At 71.0% G+C, this 19,120-nt stretch carries 18 protein-coding genes; 14 read left to right on the top strand and 4 right to left on the bottom strand.

Annotated features, from left to right (window positions below; all coding sequences use genetic code 11):
- Nucleotides 1-244: 244 nt before the first annotated feature.
- Together pafA and BLQ63_RS03565 are read left to right on the top strand one after the other, a co-directional pair.
- Complete coding sequence (pafA, locus tag BLQ63_RS03570; RefSeq protein WP_091028422.1) at nt 245-1,603, top strand: Pup--protein ligase; 1,359 nt, start codon at nt 245-247, stop codon at nt 1,601-1,603.
- A 7-nt stretch (nt 1,604-1,610) separates the two neighbouring features.
- Nucleotides 1,611-1,835, top strand: coding sequence for a hypothetical protein (locus BLQ63_RS03565; RefSeq protein WP_091028420.1), 225 nt, complete (start codon nt 1,611-1,613; stop codon nt 1,833-1,835).
- 253 nt (nt 1,836-2,088) lie between these two features.
- On the opposite strand, the gene BLQ63_RS03560 is transcribed toward BLQ63_RS03565, so the two are convergent.
- On the bottom strand, nt 2,089-3,180 hold the full coding sequence (locus tag BLQ63_RS03560) for a DUF3866 family protein (RefSeq protein WP_091028414.1): 1,092 nt from the start codon (nt 3,178-3,180) through the stop codon (nt 2,089-2,091).
- 108 nt (nt 3,181-3,288) lie between these two features.
- Here BLQ63_RS03560 and BLQ63_RS03555 point away from each other — a divergent pair, with 108 nt between their 5' ends.
- From BLQ63_RS03555 to tatC, 5 genes are all read left to right on the top strand, one after another.
- Complete coding sequence (locus tag BLQ63_RS03555; RefSeq protein ID WP_091028411.1) at nt 3,289-4,269, top strand: helix-turn-helix transcriptional regulator; 981 nt, start codon at nt 3,289-3,291, stop codon at nt 4,267-4,269.
- 66 nt (nt 4,270-4,335) lie between these two features.
- Nucleotides 4,336-5,268 carry a helix-turn-helix transcriptional regulator gene (locus BLQ63_RS03550; RefSeq protein ID WP_218125037.1) on the top strand — a complete coding sequence of 311 codons (933 nt, stop codon included), beginning with the start codon at nt 4,336-4,338 and terminating at the stop codon, nt 5,266-5,268.
- A 44-nt stretch (nt 5,269-5,312) separates the two neighbouring features.
- Nucleotides 5,313-5,522 carry a hypothetical protein gene (locus tag BLQ63_RS03545; RefSeq protein ID WP_091028405.1) on the top strand — a complete coding sequence of 70 codons (210 nt, stop codon included), beginning with the start codon at nt 5,313-5,315 and terminating at the stop codon, nt 5,520-5,522.
- A 228-nt stretch (nt 5,523-5,750) separates the two neighbouring features.
- Nucleotides 5,751-6,029 (top strand): Sec-independent protein translocase subunit TatA, encoded by a 279-nt coding sequence (gene tatA / locus BLQ63_RS03540; RefSeq protein WP_091028403.1) that lies wholly within the window; start codon nt 5,751-5,753, stop codon nt 6,027-6,029.
- Nucleotides 6,030-6,051: 22 nt separating this feature from the next.
- Complete coding sequence (gene tatC / locus BLQ63_RS03535) at nt 6,052-7,035, top strand: twin-arginine translocase subunit TatC (protein ID WP_091028400.1); 984 nt, start codon at nt 6,052-6,054, stop codon at nt 7,033-7,035.
- An 85-nt stretch (nt 7,036-7,120) separates the two neighbouring features.
- Here the strand turns inward: tatC and BLQ63_RS03530 are convergent, their stop codons facing one another.
- Nucleotides 7,121-7,858, bottom strand: a complete 738-nt coding sequence (locus BLQ63_RS03530; RefSeq protein WP_091028397.1) for an HAD family hydrolase — start codon at nt 7,856-7,858, stop codon at nt 7,121-7,123.
- Between the two features lie 98 nt (nt 7,859-7,956).
- On the opposite strand from BLQ63_RS03530, the gene BLQ63_RS03525 reads away from it, so the two are divergent.
- Together BLQ63_RS03525 and BLQ63_RS03520 are read left to right on the top strand one after the other, a co-directional pair.
- Entirely contained in the window at nt 7,957-10,680 is a 2,724-nt protein-coding gene (locus BLQ63_RS03525) for a DEAD/DEAH box helicase (protein ID WP_091028394.1), read from the top strand.
- A gap of 22 nt (nt 10,681-10,702) precedes the next feature.
- Complete coding sequence (locus BLQ63_RS03520) at nt 10,703-11,080, top strand: VOC family protein (RefSeq protein ID WP_091028390.1); 378 nt, start codon at nt 10,703-10,705, stop codon at nt 11,078-11,080.
- 7 nt (nt 11,081-11,087) lie between these two features.
- Here the strand turns inward: BLQ63_RS03520 and BLQ63_RS03515 are convergent, their stop codons facing one another.
- Both BLQ63_RS03515 and BLQ63_RS03510 read right to left on the bottom strand, forming a co-directional pair.
- Entirely contained in the window at nt 11,088-11,825 is a 738-nt protein-coding gene (locus BLQ63_RS03515) for an AAA family ATPase (protein WP_143014745.1), read from the bottom strand.
- Nucleotides 11,826-11,827: 2 nt separating this feature from the next.
- Nucleotides 11,828-12,733 (bottom strand): 5'-3' exonuclease, encoded by a 906-nt coding sequence (locus BLQ63_RS03510; RefSeq protein ID WP_218125036.1) that lies wholly within the window; start codon nt 12,731-12,733, stop codon nt 11,828-11,830.
- A gap of 226 nt (nt 12,734-12,959) precedes the next feature.
- On the opposite strand from BLQ63_RS03510, the gene BLQ63_RS03505 reads away from it, so the two are divergent.
- The 5 genes from BLQ63_RS03505 (at nt 12,960) to lnt (ending at nt 19,111) form a co-directional block, all read left to right on the top strand.
- Nucleotides 12,960-13,754, top strand: a complete 795-nt coding sequence (locus BLQ63_RS03505; RefSeq protein WP_177154765.1) for a transporter substrate-binding domain-containing protein — start codon at nt 12,960-12,962, stop codon at nt 13,752-13,754.
- The gene (locus tag BLQ63_RS03500; RefSeq protein WP_218125035.1) at nt 13,754-14,560 is read left to right on the top strand and encodes an amino acid ABC transporter permease; all 807 of its coding nucleotides are present in this window, start codon (nt 13,754-13,756) and stop codon (nt 14,558-14,560) included. The genes BLQ63_RS03505 and BLQ63_RS03500 overlap by 1 nt, the downstream gene beginning before the upstream one ends.
- The gene (locus tag BLQ63_RS03495; RefSeq protein ID WP_091028383.1) at nt 14,557-15,318 is read left to right on the top strand and encodes an amino acid ABC transporter ATP-binding protein; all 762 of its coding nucleotides are present in this window, start codon (nt 14,557-14,559) and stop codon (nt 15,316-15,318) included. Before BLQ63_RS03500 ends, BLQ63_RS03495 begins: the two co-directional genes overlap by 4 nt.
- A gap of 13 nt (nt 15,319-15,331) precedes the next feature.
- Nucleotides 15,332-16,882 carry an amidohydrolase gene (locus tag BLQ63_RS03490; RefSeq protein WP_091028381.1) on the top strand — a complete coding sequence of 517 codons (1,551 nt, stop codon included), beginning with the start codon at nt 15,332-15,334 and terminating at the stop codon, nt 16,880-16,882.
- A 573-nt stretch (nt 16,883-17,455) separates the two neighbouring features.
- Nucleotides 17,456-19,111 (top strand): apolipoprotein N-acyltransferase, encoded by a 1,656-nt coding sequence (gene lnt, locus BLQ63_RS03485; protein ID WP_218125034.1) that lies wholly within the window; start codon nt 17,456-17,458, stop codon nt 19,109-19,111.
- Nucleotides 19,112-19,120 lie beyond the last annotated feature (9 nt).

Below are 19,120 nucleotides of genomic sequence, written 5' to 3'. Positions count from 1 at the left end.
AGCGGGTATCCGCGCCACAGCTGAACCGCTCGGGTCCGGTCCCCACCGCTCCGACCATTCCGCCGACGCTCTACCGAGACGGCTTCGTCCCACTCAAGTGGACGGACCGACGGGGCGGCCCGCACCGACTGCAACCGGTGTGAACCGCCGATCAGCGAACAATCTCCATAGTACCCGTCGCGGTACGGAACCGTTCGACCGCGAGGGGTGTTCTCCTCAACCGAATCGGGGTAGGGTTTTCGACATGGACAGGCGCATTTTCGGACTGGAGACCGAATACGGGGTCACTTGCACCTTCAGGGGACAGCGACGCCTGTCTCCGGACGAAGTGGCCCGCTACCTCTTCAGGCGAGTGGTCTCCTGGGGCCGCTCCTCCAACGTGTTCCTCCGCAACGGCGCCCGCCTCTACCTCGATGTGGGCTCCCACCCCGAGTACGCCACCCCCGAGTGCGACTCGGTCGAGGACCTGGTCAAACACGACCGGGCCGGTGAGCGCATCCTCGAAGGCCTCATGATCGACGCCGAGAAGCGCCTCCACGACGAAGGCATCGCCGGCGACATCTACCTGTTCAAGAACAACACCGACTCCGCCGGCAACTCGTACGGCTGCCACGAGAACTACCTCGTCAGCCGACACGGCGAATTCGGCCGCCTCGCCGAGGTCCTCATCCCGTTCCTGGTCACCCGCCAGCTCATCTGCGGCGCCGGGAAGGTCCTCCAGACCCCGCGCGGGGCCCGGTTCTGCCTCTCCCAGCGCGCCGAGCACATCTGGGAGGGCGTCTCCTCGGCGACCACCCGCTCGCGCCCGATCATCAACACCCGCGACGAGCCGCACGCCGACGCCGAGCGCTACCGGCGCCTCCACGTCATCGTCGGCGACTCCAACATCAACGAGATCACCACCCTGCTCAAGGTCGGCTCGGCCGACCTCGTGCTCCGGATGATCGAGACCGGCGTGACGATGCGCGACCTCACCCTGGAGAACCCGATCCGGGCCATCCGCGAGATCAGCCACGACACGACCGGCAAGCGACTGGTGCGTCTCGCGAGCGGCCGCGAGGCCTCCGCATTGGACATCCAGCGCGAATACCTCAGCAAGGCCATCGACTTCGTCGACCAGCGCGGCGCCGACGCGACCACCAAGCGCGTCATCGAGCTGTGGGGCCGCGTCCTCGACGCCGTCGACTCCGAGAATCTCGACGCGGTCTCGCGCGAGATCGACTGGGTCGCCAAGTACAAGCTCATCGAGCGCTACCGCGAGAAGCGCGGCCTGGCCCTGTCGAGCCCGCGCGTCGCGCAGCTCGACCTGGCCTACCACGACATCCGACGCGGCCGGGGCCTGCACCACCTGATGGAGAAGCGCGGCGAGGCCGAGCGGATCACGCAGGACGTGGAGGTCTTCGAGGCCAAGGAGGTCCCGCCGCAGACCACGCGCGCGCGCCTGCGCGGCGAGTTCATCCGCAAGGCGCAGGAGAAGCGCCGCGACTTCACGGTGGACTGGGTCCACCTGAAGCTCAACGACCAGGCGCAGCGCACGGTCCTGTGCAAGGACCCGTTCCGCTCCCGCGACGAGCGGGTCGACAAGCTCATCGCCAGCATGTGAGGCACGAGTGTCCGACCAGCAGGAAGAGACGACGCAGGGGGAGGAGCGGACCGGAAGGCGCGGTCCGCTCCCGTCCCTCGACCCGGTCGCGGTCTACGAGCGGCGGACCGCCCGCATCCGCGAAGAGATCGCACGCAACCGCCGCGGCGAGTACACGGTCCCGACCTGGGTCCTGGCGCTCGCGCTGGCGGGGGTCATCGGGGTGTGGATCCTGGTCCTGTTCGTGCTCTAGCGAACCGAACACGAGCGACGCCCGCGCGAAAGCGCGGGCGTTTCGCTTCGTCTGCTGGTCGCGGCGCACCCCGAAGGGGCATTCGGGCCCCGGGGTTGGGCCCCCGGTTTTCGACCGTAGCGCGGGGAACCTGAAGCGGAGCTGAAGTGAGCGACGTTCGGACGCACGCCGAAAGAGCGTTGCGGCGCTGGGAAAGGGCCCCTGGTTTCGACGCTAGCGCGACGAACCTGAAGCCAGGCTGAAGAGGGCCGGTCTAGTCGCGGCGCTTCGCCATCTGGGCCGCGTGTCGGCCCGCCGCCGCCGCCGCCACGAAGTACACGCGGTCGCGGTCGAGGCCTCTGCCCATGGTGGACAGCTTCACCGGCAGCGCCTCCATCGCCTCGACCAGGCCCGAGCAGTCGATCTCGATCTGGCGGTGCCGCTCGGGCAGCTCCTCCAGCTGCGACCGGATCTTGCCCTCCAGGTCCGCGGGCAGCTCGTCGGGCACCGGCACGTCCGCCGCCGCCAGAGCGACCTTCCCGTAAGCCGTCATCGAATGGTGCGAGACCCCGCGGTGACGCTCGCGCGCGTCGCCCTCCGAGATCCGCAGCGACGCGACCGGCCTGCCGCCGAGCACCGAGGCCGCGTTGACCGCCTCGCCCGCGGCCGTCCCCGAGAAGCCCCACACGGTGCCCGTGCCGAGGTTCCCCGGCCCCTGGGCCACGATCGCGATGTCCGCGCCGCCCACCACCCGCGCCGCGATGAGCGCGTTGTGCACATTCGTCGCCTCCAGGTCTCCGCCGAAGCACTGCCCGGCGGTCACCACCGTGCACAGACGGTCGGACAACTGGTCGAGCTGGCGTGAGAACCACGCCGGGAGCGCGCCGCCGTCGGTCATGACGTAGGCGACCTTCGCCTCGGGCGCCGTCGAGTGGATCCCGGCGAGCACCGGCGCCAGCGCCGAGTGCAGGTCCGCGACCACCACCGGCATCCCCTCGAGGCTCTCGCACGCCTCCACCGCGGCCCGGTTCGGCGAGTCGTCCTCGTCCACGGCCAGGCGCATCGCCTGCATCGGCGTGTACCGGGCCTTGACGATGTGCCCCGGCCCCTCGACGTCCGCCGGCAGCCGGTCGGGCACGGCCACGACCAGCGCGTACCCGCCCGTGCCGAGGCCCTTGGCGATGGCGTTGCAGTTGAGCAGCAGCCGGTCGCCGACCTCGGGGACGCCGACCAGCTCGTCGTAGGCCAGGCCCCTGCACGAGAACGCGTCCTCGCCCTCGCGGGCCTCGACGTCGACCTCCAGCTCGGTGCAGCCGCGCCAGCCGCCGCGCACGCCCGTGACGGTCCCGTATCGCCATCTGATCACGCCCGGACAATATCAAGATCGGGTCGCCGCCGAAGGGGCGCACGGCGCGCCGCGGCGGCGGGCAGGGCGTGATGGCATCGCGCCCGCGCGAGGGCATAGGCTGGGCGGGTGTCCAACGATCGCACTGAACGACTGGTGAACCTGGTGATCTGCCTGCTGTCCTCGCGGCGCTTCCAGACCGCCGGCAGGATCGCCCGGACCGTCCCCGGCTACGAGCACGACCCCGAGGACAGGAAGGGCCACGAGGCGTTCCAGCGCAAGTTCGAGCGCGACAAGGCCGAACTGCGCCGCATCGGCATCCCGCTCCAGTCCGGGGTCGACTTCTACGCCGAGGGCGAGCCGGGCTACCGGATCTCCCGCTCCGACTTCGAGCTGCCGCAGATCGAGCTCACCGACGCCGAGGCCGCCGCCGTGGCCGCCGCCGCCCGCCTGTGGCAGCAGCCTGAACTCCAGTCCGGGACCGCCGACGCCCTGCGCAAGCTCCGCGCCGCCGGGATCGACGTCGAGTCCCACGCCGCCGCCTCCCCGGTCAAGTCCCTGCCCGGTGCCGAGGCCGCGCTCGCGCCGTTCTTCGAGGCGGTCGCCTCCCGACGCACGGTCGTCTTCGACTACCTCGGCTCGCGCGACGAGAGCGCCCAGCAGCGGCGCCTCCAGCCCTGGGGCTGCGCCGCCTGGCGCGGGCGCTGGTACGTCGCCGGATACGACCTCGACCGGGACGCCCAGCGCTGCTTCCGGCTCTCGCGCATCTCCGGGAAGGTCCGATTGACCGGCCCCGAGGGCGCCTACACGATCCCCGAGGACGTCGACGTGCTCGCCTTCGCCGTCGAGTCCGAGGACCGGCAGATGCCCTCGCGCGCGAAGATCGTCGTCCGGCCCAAGCGCGCCTGGGGCGTGCGCCGCCGCGTCGACCAGATCGGCCCGCGCACCGCCGAGGGCGACGAGGCCTGCTTCTCGTACACCGACACCGCCGCCACGGCCGCCTGGCTGGCCTCCTTCGGCCCCGACGTGCTCGTGCTCGAACCGCCCGAACTGGTCAAGGAGACCGTCGCGTGCCTGCAGGCCCTGGCCGACGAGGAGGAGACGCCGTGACGCGCGCCCCTCTGCGCACCCGGCCGGCCCGCTGCGCTCGCCCTTCCCCGAACCGGAGTGAACGCCGTGACCAATAGACTCGCCCGCCTGCTGAACCTGGTGCCCTACCTCGTCGCGCGGCCCGAAGGGGTCCCCATCGCCGAGATCGCGTCCGACTTCGACGTGTCCGCCGCGCAGATCCAGGCCGACCTGACCATGCTGTGGATGTGCGGCCTGCCCGGTTACGGGCCCGGCGACCTCATCGACATCGCGTTCGACGCCGACGCCGTCCGCGTCCTCTTCGCCGCCGGGATGGACCGCCCGGTCCGCCTCGCCGCCCATGAGGCCCTCGCCCTGTCGGTCGCCCTGCGCGTCCTGGACGACACGCCCGGCGTCGGCGACCGGGCCGCGATCGCCTCCGCGCTCGACAAGCTCGCCGCCGCCGCGGGCGAAGCCCCCGCCGACGTCACCGTCCGCGACACCGTCGCCGACCCCGGCGCCGAGCGCTACGCGGCCCTCGTCGCCTCCGGGCACGCCGCCCGCATCACCTACTACTCGGCCAGTCGCGACACGACCTCCGAACGGGTCGTCGACCCCATCGAGATCGTCGCCTCCGACGGCCACGCCTACCTGCGGGCCTGGTGCCGCACCGCGGGGGAGATCCGCCAGTTCCGCATCGACCGCATCGACGGCTGCGCCGAACTCGACGAGCCCTCCGAGCCGCTGCGCCTGACCAACCAGCCCGCGCCGACCGCGTTCCTCGAATCCGAGCTGCCGCGCATCGAACTGCTCCTGGGCCCCGGCGCCAAGGGCGTCACCGACACCTACCCGTGCGAGGCCGTCACCGGCGAACCCGACGGGCGCCGCCGCGTCACCATGCGCGTGCGCGACCTCGACTGGGCCCGCCGCTTCGTCCTCGGCCTCGGCGGCGAAGCCGAAGTCGTCGCCCCCGCCGAACTGCGCGACTCGGTGCGCCAGACCGCCCGCGCCGCGCTGGCGCGCTACGCCGCGGCCGCCTGACCCCGGATGCGACCTTCGGGCCTCCGCTCTCCTACACTGAGGCCATGATCTGGGCGATATCGGTCGTGCTGGCACTCGCCGGACTCGTGATCCTGGCCGTAGCGGCCGTGCGACTCCTCGGCGGCCTAGGCGAACTCAAAAGCGGCCTCGACCGCGTTCAAGAGCGCGCCGGTCAGGTACAGGACCTGCAGGAACGCTTGAACGCGACGCTCGTCGAAGCCCAGAACGCCACTGCGGCACTGGAGAAAAAGTGACGCTTCCCCGTCCCGGCCGCCACATTCTGATAAAGATCATCGATCCCGAAGGCTCCAGTGTTGACGGAAGTGTCAAACGTCGGTCATGCTTGTCCGGCTCGACGATGTCGTAGCCGCGTCTTCTGCCGACGACCTCGGAGTGAACCAGGTCTCAGGCTCCGTGGCAGTCGCCTCCCGCGAGGCATACGATGGTTAACGTCACCGACATATATCCGGAGGGACCGAACAATGGGTGCATTGAAGCCCTGGCACATCATCATTCTCGTCGTTGTCATCTTGCTGGTGTTCGGCTCCCGGAAGCTTCCGGACATGGCGAGGGGTCTGGGTCGCTCCATGCGCATCCTCAAGTCCGAGACCGAGGCCATGAAGAAGGACTCGGGCAACCCCGAAGAGGACGGCGACGTCCGCGCGGAGCCCAAGCACACGCGTGAGCCCCTCGACCCGCCTGCGCCGGTCAGCGAGACCGTGATCGACGGCGAATCGGTCGACCACAAGAAGACCCGCTGACCCGGACCCGGCCGTAACGAATATGGCTGACGAACCACCGCGGCGCACCAGGGGACGCAAGACCAAGTTCCAGCGCGCCGCCGACGGCTCCATGACGCTCATGGAGCACCTGGCGGACTTGCGGCAGCGCCTGCTGATCGCGGTCATCGCGATCCTCGTGGGTACAGCGGTCGCGTTCTACTTCGCGGATGACCTCATCCAGTTCCTCTCGGACCCGTATTGCTCCGCGCTCAATACCGGCACGGTGACTGAGTCCGGCGACGGGGCGAAGTGCGAGGCGGTCCTGAACTCGCCGATCTCGCACATCACCCTGATGCTGAAGATCTCGCTGTACTCGGCACTGGTCGGGACGGCACCGATCTGGCTGTACCAGCTGTGGGCTTTCATCGCCCCGGGCCTGCATCGGAATGAGCGCAAGTACGCGTACCTCTTCATCGGCATCGCCGCCCCGCTGTTCCTCGCGGGCGCGATCCTGGCGTACTTCGTGGTCGCCCACGGCATGGAGTTCATCATGCTGCTGGCGAGCCAGGACTTCGTGATCCTGCTGAACCTCGAGGACTACCTCAACTTCTTCATCTCAGTGATGATGGTGTTCGGCATCGGGTTCGAGTTCCCGCTGATCATGCTGATGCTCAACGTGATCGGGCTTGTGAACGCCAAGCGGATGCTCGGCTGGTGGCGCATCGTGGTCGTGGTGAGCTTCTGCTTCACCGCGGTCTTCACGCCCACGCCCGATCCGTTCGGCATGACCGCGCTGGCGATCTGCATGCTCGTCCTTTACCTTGCGGCCTGCGGCGTCGCCTTCCTCAACGACAAGCGCAAGGGCATCACCTACGACGATGACGGCCTCGACGACGAGGAGGCCAGCGACATCGGCACCGTGGACGACGAGTCCGCGACCTCGAGCGTCGGCGCCAGCAACCTGGACGACGAGGACTACCCGGATGAGAACGAGCGGCGCAACCGCCTCGGCAGGCGCGTCGACGGGTACGACGACATCACCTGAGTCCGATGAGGACTGAGGCAGAGCATTGAGGAAGGGCCCCACCGCTCAGCGGTGGGGCCCTTCCGTTTCCGTGTATACGGGCGCCTCAGCAGCCGGTGCGCACCAGCCGCAGGACCGCGTCGAGGCCGACCGCGCGGCCCGCCTCGGCGTGCGGCACCAGGTAGCAGCGGGCGCCGATCCTGGCGGCCCCCGCGTCGGACATCGTGTCGCCGACCATGAGCGTGCGGCCCGGCTCGACGTCCAGCGCGTGGCAGGCGGCGTAGAAGATCTTCTCGTCGGGCTTGCAGTACCCGACCTCGTACGACAGGATCCACGCGTCGATGAACCGGTCGATGCCCAGCCGCCGCAGGATCGGGCGCGCGTCGAAGCCGATGTTGGAGACCAGCGCGATCGGGTACCCCTGCGCCTTCAGCGAGACCAGGGTGGCGAAGGTGTCGGCGAACGCGACCCACCCCTCGGGGGAGGCCAGGCGGTCGTACAGCGCCTCGGCGAGCCCTTCGAAGACCCCGTGGGCCTGCGCCGCGAGCGCGGTGAACGCCTCGCGGTGGGCGTCCTCGTCCAGGTCGCGGTCCGCCCAGGCGTCGGCGAAATGCGGACGCACCCGCGGCTCCATGCCCGAACCGAGCCAGCCCTGCGCGCCGATGGCGTCCGCCAGGGCGGTGACCGAAAGGGGGGAGATCTGTCGCCCGCACGCCTCCGCCGCCAACGACACCGACCGGGTCAACGGCTCCAGCTGCGCCAGAGTGCCGTGGAAGTCGAACAGGACCGCGTCGACCCCTCCGCGTCCCGCATCGTCATCTCCTGGTGAGGAATCCCGGTGCACATCCGGACGATACCCGGCCGTGTAGGCGTCGTCACAGCCGGGTGCGCAGGCGCGTTACCGGGATGCTCATGTCGGGGCGGCAGACTAGTGTTGAGGCCATGGTCAACACCGACGTGCACGCCGACGACCGCTCCCCGTCCGAGCGCCACGCCGCAGACAGGGTGCGCCGGCAATGGCCCCAGTTGGCGGCGTTCGCGGGAGACTACCCCTTCATCCTCGACGACTTCCAGATCGAGGCCTGCCGCGTCCTGGAGAGCGGCCACGGCGTGCTCGTGTGCGCGCCCACCGGCGCGGGCAAGACCGTCGTGGGGGAGTTCGCGGTGCACCTGGCGCTGGCCGAGGGCAAGAAGTGCTTCTACACCACCCCCATCAAGGCCCTGTCGAACCAGAAGTTCAACGACCTGGTGGCCGCGCACGGCGCCGAGAACGTCGGGCTGCTGACCGGCGACACGGTCATCAACGGCGAGGCCCCCATCGTCGTCATGACCACCGAGGTCCTGCGGAACATGATCTACGCGGGCTCCTCCACCCTCGGCGGCCTCCGGTACGTGGTCATGGACGAGGTCCACTACCTCGCCGACCGCTTCCGCGGCGCGGTCTGGGAGGAGATCATCATCGAACTCCCCCAAGAGGTCCGCGTCGTCTCCCTCTCCGCCACGGTCTCGAACGCCGAGGAGTTCGGCGACTGGCTCAAGAGCGTTCGCGGCTCCACCGAGGTCATCGTCTCCGAGACCCGGCCGGTCCCGCTGTGGCAGCACATGATGGTCGCCGGCACCCTGCTCGACCTGTTCGAACCCGACGGCGACTTCGTCTCCAAGGAGCTGCTCAAGAAGGACGCCCGCGCCCGCGAACGCGGCGAGAGCCGCCCCGGCGGCCGCCGCCGCGGCAGGCCCTATGTGGACCGCGGACGGGTCGTCTCGCGCCTCGACCAGGCCGCGCTGCTGCCGGCCATCTACTTCATCTTCTCCCGCGCCGGATGCGACGCCGCCGTGGACGAGTGCGTCCGCGCCGGCCTGCGCCTCACCGACGGGCGCGAGCGCGACGACATCGTCGACTACGCGACCGCCGCGGTCGCCCACATCGACGCCGCCGACCTCGAAGCCGTCGGCTTCGACCGGTGGCTCGCCGGGCTCGCCGCCGGCATCGCCGCCCACCACGCCGGACTCCTCCCGGTGTTCAAAGAGGTCGTCGAGAAGCTCTTCGAACGCGGCCAGCTCAAGGCCGTCTTCGCCACCGAGACCCTCGCCCTGGGCATCAACATGCCCGCGCGCTCGGTCGTCCTCGAGCGGCTCATCAAGTACGACGGCTCCGACCACGTCATGCTCACCCCCGGCCAGTACACGCAGCTGACCGGCCGGGCCGGGCGCCGCGGCATCGACGTCGAGGGCCACGCGGTCACCGTCTGGGCCGAGGACATCCGCCCCAAGGAGGTCGCCGGGCTCGCCTCCAAGCGCACCTACCCGCTCAACTCCAGCTTCGCGCCCTCCTACAACATGGCCGTGAACCTCATCCACTCCGCCGGAGTCGAACGCGCCCAAGAGGTCCTGGCCTCCTCCTTCGCGCAGTTCCAATCCGACTCGGAGGCCGTCCACATCGCCGAGCAGGCCCGGTCCCTCGGCCGGCGCGCCGCCGAGGCCGCCAAGGGCGCGACCTGCGACAAGGGCGACTTCCTCGCCTACTACGAGATCACCCAGCAGCTCTCGCAGGCCGAGAAGAGCGCGCAGAAGCGCCGCAAGGGCGCCCTGCGCGACGACGCCCGCACCCACCTGGAGAAGCTCCGCGCCGGCGACATCATCTGGATCTCCCGCGGCAAGCGCACCGGCTGGGCCGTGTTCCTGCGCCCCACCGGCGGCTCACGCCACCACGACTCGCGCTGGTCGGTGCTCACCGCCGACGGCTGGGCCGGGACCCTCGAGACCGCCGCGTTCGACGGCGGCGTCGAGGTCGTCAGCCGCATCCACATGCCCAAGCGCTTCGACCGCCGCGACCCCAGGGCCCGCACCGACCTCGCCTCCAGCCTGCGCGAGGCGACGCGGGACCGCTCGCGCCCGACCCGCCGCGGCGGCGCGGCCGAGACCCCCGAGATCGCGCGGCTGCGCGAGGAGGTCAAGGCCCACCCGTGCCGCGACTGCCCCGACGCCGGGCAGCACACCGTCAACGCCTCCCGCTGGTCGCGGCTCAAGCGCGAGGAAGAACTCCTGCGCCACCGGTCCGAACGCCGCGAGCACTCGCTGGCGCGCCAGTTCACGGCCGTCCGAGAGGTCCTCACCGAGTTCGGCTACCTCGAAGGCGAGACCGTCACGCACGAGGGCCGGCTGCTGCGCAACCTCTTCGTGGAGACCGACCTGCTCGTCGCCCAATGCCTGCGGGACGGGATCTGGGAGGGCCTCGACGCGCCCTCGCTGGCCGCGATCGCCTCCACGGTGATCTACGAGTCCCGCTTCGAGGAGGACGAGTTCTTCGTGGCCGTCCCCGGCCCGATCACCGAGCAGGTGCAGAAGACCGTACGCCGCTGGGAGGCGATCCGGCGCGCCGAGAACCAGCGTGGCCTGTCGCTGATCTCGCGGCCGCAGATGGGCCTGGCCTGGCCGATCTACCGCTGGACCAGGGGTGAGGAGCTGTCGAAGGCCCTCGCGGCCGCCGACGGCCCGTGGCCGATGCCCGGCGGCGACTTCGTGCGCTGGGCCCGCCGCACCGCGGACCTGCTGCACCAGATGGGCTCGGCCGCGCGCCACATCGGCACCGAATCCTCGAACAAGCTGGCGGACCAGGCCTTCGAAGCGGTGGACGCGATCCGCCGCGGCGTGGTCGCCGACGTCTGACCCGCGCCGGGAAGGAACCCGCATGCACCGCAGCCGCGTCTCGACGATCCTGTTCGACACGCCCGACGCCGACGAGTCGGCCGCCTTCTGGTCGGCCGCAACGGGTGTGGAGGCCAAGCCGGTCCCCGGCGAGGAGCAGTTCACCTCGCTCCCAGGGATACTGCCCGGCCTGGTGACGGCGGTGCAGCGCCTGGACGAAGGCGAGCCGCGCATCCATGTGGACATCGAGACCGACGACCTCGACGCCGAGACCGAACGGTTGAAAGCCCTCGGCGCCGAGGAGCTCTCACGCTGGCTCGACTGCCGGACCCTGCGGGTCCCGGGCGGCCACGTCGTGTGCGTCATCCCGGTCCACTCCGACCGCGAGGCGTTCGAGGCCGCCGCGAACCGCTGGGAGTGACGCCCGCTCAGTCGTCGGCCAGGAGGTGGTGCAGGAACTGCTGCGGGTCGGCGAGGAAGCCCCGGGTGAGCCGCACCGGCCCGGCGTCGTCGTAGTCGACCGGCGCGATCCCGTCCTCGCCGGTCTCATAGCGCAGCGCGCCCGGGCACGCCAGGAGCACCGGCGAGTGGGTCGCGACGATGAACTGTGCGCCCGCCCCGCTCAAGCGGACCACGACCTCCAGCAGCGCGAGGCAGCCGTGGACGGACAGGGCCGACTCGGGCTCGTCGAGCAGGTACAGCCCGCCCGGCCGGAACCGGTTCGCCACCAGGTCGAGGAACCCCTCGCCGTGCGAGCGGTCGTGCGGCGAGAAGCCGCCGTAGCCGTCCAGGGGCCCGCCGAGGCGCTCGACCTCGGTGGCCACGTTGTAATAGGTCTCGGCGCGCAGGAAGAACGAGTCGACCGGGCGCGGCCCTGCCCGGCGGGTCAGGACCAGGTGCTCGGCGAGCGGGGCCTCCGTCTCGCGCGTGGCGAAGCGGAAGTTCCGCGACCCGCCCTCGACGTTGATCCCCAGCTCGGCCGCGAGCGCCTCGACGATCGTGGACTTGCCGGAGCCGTTGTCGCCGCAGAACATGACCACCGGCGCGTCGAGGTCGAGCCCGGCTTCGAGGGCGCGCACGGCCGGGAGCTCCCACGGCCAGCCCCGCGCCGGGAGCGCTTCGGCGCGCACCGACCGCAGGAACGGTGCTGCTCGCTTGCGGGACACGGCTACGCGGGAGGGGCGGCGATCGCCTCGTGGAACCGCTTGAGGGCCGAGGCCACGTTCCACTCGGCCGCCAGCGCCTCCACCGCCGCCGGGTCGGCCGGGGCCTTGGGGAGCGTCGCGTCGATCAGCGGCACCGCCACGTCGGACACCGCCGTCGACACCTTGACCGCCCGGTCGAGGTAGTCGCTCGCCTTGGTGATCGACTTGCGGTGGCGCTCGGGCAGGTCCGAGCCGTCCTCGGCCGCCGCGGCCTTCAGCCCCGCGATGCCCCCGTAGGTGTTCACGAGCGTCACCGCCGTCTTGGCGCCGATGCCCTTGACGCCGGGCAGGCCGTCCGACGGGTCGCCCCGCAGGACCGCGAAATCCACGTAGTGGCCGGGGTCGACGCCGAACTTCGTCGCCACCGCCTCGCCGTCGAACAGTTCCGCCTTGGATATCCCGCGGATGAGGTACACGACCTTGTGGTCGCGCTCGTCGTCGACCAGTTGGAACAGGTCCCGGTCGCCGGTCACCACCAGCACCGGTTCGGCAGTGCGCGCCGCCAGGGTCGCGATCACGTCGTCGGCCTCGAACGCGGGGTGCGTCGCCGTGGCGACGCCCAGCGCCGGCAGCAGCGCCTCGATGGCCGCGACCTGGTCGTCCAGGCCCTCCGGGGTGTCCTCTTCTCCGTTCGCCTGCGCCCGCGCGGACTTGTAGCCGGGCATCAGGTCGACGCGCCACTCCGGCCGCCAGTTCCCTTCCAGGCAGCACACCATCGAGGTGGGGGAGTAGCGCCGCGCCAGGACCGCGAGGCCGTCGAAGAATCCGCGGACCGCTCCCGCGCGCCTTCCGTCCGGGGCCGTGATCGAGGCGGGCAGCCCGTAGTAGGCGCGGTACCACAACGAGGCGGCGTCGATGAGCATCAGCATGCGCACCACTCTCTCATGCAGCACCGACGATCGGCCCGCAAGCACGTTCGGTCGGACCGTCCCCGGCGGGGCCGCGGACCGGTGGAGGCGGGCCCGCGGCGCGCGTGAACGGCGATTTCGCCCGGGCCATAGTGCGAAACCTGCCACATTGTCGACCAGGTGCCACAACGATGGATGTGTCCGACCGGAAAGATCGGCCCGTCCGCTACTCATGAGGAGCTTTCAGGTGAACACCTACGCCCGCCGTGCCGCCGCCGCCCTGGCCCTGATCGGGACGGGACTGGCCGCCGCCGCGTGCACTGCCGACGCCGGCGACGAGGACACCCTCACGGTCTGCACGAACATCCCCTTCGAGCCCTTCGAATACCGTGAGGACGGCGAGTACGTCGGCTTCGACATCGACTTGATGAACCTCCTGGCCGAGCGCCTCGACCAGACCGTCGAGATCGTAGAGATCCAGTTCGAGTCCATCAGCTCCGGCGAGGCCCTCAACGCCGGCACCTGCGACATCGCCGCCGCCGGCATGTCCATCACCGAGGAGCGCCAGTCGGCCATGGGCATCTCCCAGGCCTACTACCGCGCCGACCAGGCCCTCGTGGTGGGACCCGGCTCCACCGTGACCGGCCTCGACGGGCTCGAGGGCGTCAACGTCGCCGTCCAGTCCGGCTCCACCGGCGAGGCCTACGCCGACAGCGTCAAGGACCAGTACGGCTTCACTCCGGTCGCCTTCGAGTCCATGGGCGACATCGCCACGGCCATGACCTCCGGCTCCGGTTCCGTCGCCGCCTCCATCGCGGACCTCGCCACCTGGACCGACATGATCGAGACCGGCGCCTCGGACCTCACGCTCGTCCAGACCATCGAGACCGCCGAGCACTACGGCTTCGCCGTGCAGAAGGACGACACGGAGCTCCTCGACGAGGTCAACTCGATGCTCGACGAGATCTTCAAGGACGGGACCTACGCCGAGCTCTACGAGAAGTGGATCGGCGAGCCGTACACCGGGGAGCTCGACCAGTAGTGGCGGCGCGCACCCGACCCCGGCTGGCGCAGCGGCAGCGGCGCCGGATCTCCCGCGCGATCCAGTACACCGTCGCGGCCGCCGTCGTCATCGCGATCGCGGTGTTCGCCGACTGGGGCCGGATCGCCGATTCGTTCCTGCAGCTCGACATCGCCGCCGGCATGTTCCCGGCGGTGTGGACGGCCTTCTGGAACACGATCGTCTACACCCTGCTCGCCTTCGTGTTCGGCATGGTCGCGGGCGTGCCGATCGCGCTCATGCGCGTCTCGGCGTTCGCCCCCTACCGCTGGTTCGCCGCCGGCTACGTCGAGGTCTTCCGCGGCCTGCCGGCCCTGCTGGTCCTGTTCCTCGTCGGCTTCGGCGTGCCGCAGGCCTTCCCGGGCATCCAGTACCCCGGCGGCGTTTACGGCCAGGTCGCCATCGGCCTGGGGCTGACCTCCTCGGCCTACATCGCCGAGAGCGTCCGCGCCGGGATCGCGGCCGTCCCCAAGGGACAGGTCGAGGCGGCGAGGTCCCTCGGCATGAGCCACACCCGCACCATGGTCACCGTGGTCCTGCCGCAGGCCCTGCGGATCGTCATCCCGCCCTTGACGAACGAGCTCGTGATGCTCACCAAGGACTCCAGCCTCGTGTTCGTCCTCGGCGTCACCACCGCGACCATGGAGCTGTCCAAGTTCGCCCGCAACGAGCTGACCTCCTCCGCCAACGCCACCCCGCTGCTGGTCGGCGGCCTGCTCTACCTGCTGCTGACCGTGCCGCTCTCGATACTGGCGCGCCGACTGGAGAAGCGAGGAGACGCACGATGAACGACTCCACCCTGGACGGCCCGCTGGTCCGGATCAAGGGCCTGCACAAGCACTTCGGCGACAACGAGGTCCTGCGCGGCATCGACCTCGACATCGCCGAGGGCGAGGTCGTCTGCCTCATCGGGCCCTCCGGCTCGGGCAAGTCCACGCTACTGCGCTGCGTCAACCTCCTCGAGACGCCGACCGAGGGCACCGTCACCGCCGCCGGCCACGACATGACCGGCCCCGACGCCGACCTGGACGCCGCCCGCCGCGACATCGGCATGGTCTTCCAGCACTTCAACCTGTTCAGCCACCTGTCGATCCTCGACAACGTCGCCATCGCCCAGCGCCGCGTCCTCAAGACCCCGCGCGCCGAGGCCGAGGCCGAGGCCCGGCGCCTCCTCGCCGAGGTCGGCATCGAAGGCAAGGAGCGGGCCAAGCCCGCCCAGCTGTCCGGCGGGCAGCAGCAGCGCGTCGCCATCGCACGGGCACTGGCCATGGGCCCCAAGCTCATGCTCTTCGACGAACCCACCAGCGCCCTCGACCCCGAACTGGTCGGCGAGGTCCTGTCGGTCATGAAGGGCCTTGCGGCCGAAGGCATGACGATGCTCGTGGTCACCCACGAGATGAGCTTCGCCCGCGAGGTCGCCGACCGGGTGATCTTCCTCGACGGCGGCGTCATCGTCGAGTCCGGCCCGCCCGCCGAGGTCCTCACCGCACCGAAGACCGAACGCGCGCGCGGGTTCCTCCATCGCGTCCTGCACCCCGTCGACTGACATCATTGGAGGCATGAGCCACCTTCTGGACAACGGTCCCAAGACCCTGTGGCGCGGCGGGCGGGTCCTGAGCCCGACCAGCCCGGCCGCCACGGCCCTGCTCACCGAAGGCGACCGGATCACGTGGATCGGGCCCGCCGCGGACGCGCCCGCCGCCGACCGCACCGCCGACCTCGGCGGCGGCCTGGTCACCCCCGCGTTCGTCGACTCCCACGTCCACCTCTCCGGCACCGGCGCCTCCCTCATCGGCCTGCACCTCGCCGGACTGCCCTCGGGCGCGGCCGTCCTCGAGCGCGTCGCGAGCTTCGCCGCCTCGCTCCCCGCCGACGGCATCGTCGTCGCCGGAGGCTGGGACGAGACCACGTGGGACGACCCCGCGATCCCGACCGCCGAGGCGGTCGAGCGCGCCGCCGGAGGCCGCCTCGCCTACCTCTCGCGCGCCTGCGGGCACATCGGCGTCGCCGGGCCCAAACTCCTGGCCGCACATCCCGAGATCGCCGCCTTCGACGGCCACGACCCGTCCGGGCTCCTCACCCGCGAGGCCCACCGCGCCGCCCGAGCCCACATCCAGGCCTCCGTCCCGGTCTCCCAGCGCCTCGCGACCGCCCAGGCGGGGCTCTCGCACGCCGCGGGCCTGGGCATCGCGGCCCTCGTCGAGCACTCGATCCCCAACCCCGCCGACCCGCTCATCGAAACCGAGTTCCAAGGCCTCCTCGCCCTCGGCGCCGAGGCCGCCAACCCCGCCGTGTACGGCTGGTGGGGCGAGCTCAGGGCCGCGGCGAAGGCCCGCGACCTGGGCGCCCACGGCAGCGGCGGCGACCTCTCCGCCGACGGCTCCCTCGGCGCCCGCACCGCGTTCCTGCGCACCCCCTACGCCGACGCCGACACCGTCGGCGCCCAGTACCTCACCGCCGAGGACGTCGCCGGCCACCTCCTGGACTGCCATGGAACCGGCCTCCCGGCGGCCTTCCACGCCATCGGCGACGGCGCCATCGCCGCCGTCCTCGACGGCCTCGACCTCGTCGAGCGCCGCATCGGCCTCGACGCGATCCGCCATGCGCGCCACCGCATCGAGCACGCCGAACTGCTCGACGCCGACCTCATCGCCCGCATGGTCCACCACGGCGTCCACGCCTCGGTCCAGCCCGCGTTCGACGCCGCCTGGGGCGGACCCGCCGGCATGTACGCCACCCGGCTCGGCAGGACGCGCGCGCTGGCGGCCAACCCGTTCTCGCGGCTCGCCGGCGTCGGCGTCCCGCTGGCCTTCGGATCGGACTCCCCGGTGACCGCCCTCGACCCCTGGGGCGGCGTCAGAGCCGCCGTGGCGCACCGCAACCCGGTTTCGCGGCTTCCACTGGCGGCGGCGTTCACCGCGGCCACCAGAGGCGGCTGGAGGGCCCTGGGCATCGACGACGCGGGAGCGCTCGTTCCGAACACCCGAGCCAATTTCACCGTGTGGGACCTCACCGCGGGAGGCCTCCCCGACCTGAGTGATCCGCGCACCCCCGTCCCGGAGTGCGCCATGACCGTCGCCGGAGGGCGCCTCGTGTACTCGCGTGCCTGACCAGGACCGCTGCCCGCGACCGGTGCGGGCGGCCCCTGACGCGAGAAAAATTGCTGGACCAAAATTCCGACCCGGTTGATCTCACCGCCGCTGATTGGCTTACGGTGGTCAGGTCCTCGGCGGACGACCTGAAACGGGAGACCGCCGAACGTCGGGGGCGACTCGACTTGCTTTGCTCCCACGCAGACTGGACAAGGTGGCAGCGCGGCCGCACTGCTACCGGCGGCCAGGTCCAGATCGCGGGGGTCGGCGGAGGAAGGCGGGCCGGTCGCCGGTGGTGGACCCGCAGCGGTTGCCAGTGATCCCTAGACAACAACTCGTAGACGCTCAGCCAGACGGGTGCGAGTTGGTCCGAAGATCGCCAGCGAACGCGGCAGGGGACACCGGCCGTACAGGGACTGGGAGAAACCCGTGCGAGGGGCGTAGCCGGACACAGCTACGCCCCTTTGCCATACCCGCAGTACGATTGAGCCCCTTCACCCGGCTCGGCGAGCACCGCCCGCCCCGGGCCCCCGAACCTCGGCGCCGCCCGCGAGCCGAGCATGTGCAGCGTACGAGCGAGGAGCACCCTCTGTGAGCACCGTGATCGACGACGACCGCGACGCCTTGACACCCGAGGAGGCCCCCGCCGCGAAGCGCCGCCTCCGGCTCCTCGTCGCGACCCCCCTGGGCAAGCGCCCGAGCCTCCCGGCCGCGCTCGTCCTCGCCGTCGTCTCCGGCCTGCTCGCCGTCCTCGCGTTCCCGCCCTACGGCGCCTGGCCGCTCGCGGCCGTCTCCGTCGCCGGATTCGGCGTCGCCGTCCACCGCCGCCGCCCCTGGGGCGGCTTCGGCATCGGCTTCGTCTACGGCATGGCGTTCTTCCTGCCGCTGCTGGCCTGGACCTCGACGCAGGTCGGCGAATGGCCCTGGCTGTTCCTGGCCGCGCTCGAAGCCCTCGGCCCGGCCGTCCTCGGCGCCGGCCTCGCCACCTGCTCGCGCCTCATCGACCGGTACCGCTGGACCTGGGCGCCGCTGACCGGCGTCGCCTGGGTCGCCCAGGAGGCCCTGCGCTCCCGCCAGCCCTTCGACGGCTTCCCGTGGGCCCGCCTCGGCTTCAGCCAGGCCGAGGCCCCCGTCGCCGCCGCCGCGTGGCTCGGCGGCGTGCCGCTCGTCAGCTTCCTCGTCGCCCTCAGCGGCGGGTTCCTCCTCGCCGCCGGCCACGCCGTCGTGACGCGCCGCTCCGGCGGACTCCGCAAGGCCGCCGCATTCGTCGCCGCCGCGGCCGTCGCCTCGATCGCGCCGCTCGCGGTCCCGATCGGTTCGACCGCGCCCGCGGGGGAGACCGTGAACATCGCGGTCGTCCAAGGCAACGTCCCCCGCCTGGGCCTCGACTTCAACGAGCAGCGCCGCGCCGTCCTCGACAACCACGTCCAGGGCACCCTCGACCTCGCCGAAGCCGTCAACGCCGGCGAAGCCGAACGCCCCGACCTCGTCGTCTGGCCCGAGAACGCCTCCGACATCGACCCGATCGAGAACCAGGACGCCTACGACCTCATCAGCCAGGCCGCGACCGCCATCGGCACCCCGATCGTCCTGGGCGGCATCGTCCACAACGACGACGGCACCGTCTCCAACATGAGCATCGTGTGGGACCCCGTGGACGGCCCGGTCTACATGTACTCCAAGCGCCACCCGGTGCCCTTCGCCGAATTCGTGCCCTACAAGGACTTCTTCAGCACCGTCGCAGGCTGGATCGACCCGCGCATGGCCGAGGGCCTCGACAGCGTCGCCGGATTCGAGGCCGGCGACGGCGAAGGCGTGATCCCCGTGGGGGACCTCGAGATCTCCGGGCTCATCTGCTTCGAGATCGTCTTCGACGCCGAGACCCGCGACTCCGTCCTCGCCGGCTCCCAGCTCATCGTGGTCCAGACCAACAACGCCACCTTCGACACCAACGAGGCCCAGCAGCAGCTCGCGATGGTCCAGCTCCGCTCGATCGAGCACGGCCGCGACGGCCTCATGGCCTCTACAGTGGGCGTCTCGGGCTTCACCGACCACACCGGCGAGGTCTCCCAGGCCACCGAGTTCAACACCGCCGCCGTCATCCAGTCGGATCTCACCCTCTCGGACGACTCGACGCCTGCGACCACAATGGGTATTCTGCCTGAAGCGGTCCTCACCGGCGCGGCACTGGTGGCCCTGGCCTGCGCCATCGCGATGAACGTCAAGCACCGCCGCAGCCAGACCTAGAAAGCGACG

It is taken from the genome of Glycomyces harbinensis (assembly GCF_900101745.1).
In the GTDB taxonomy this organism is placed as follows: Bacteria; Actinomycetota; Actinomycetes; order Mycobacteriales; family Micromonosporaceae; genus Glycomyces; species Glycomyces harbinensis.
The sequence above is the reverse complement of the archived record's forward strand: the minus strand, read 5'-3'. Positions and strand labels throughout refer to the sequence as shown.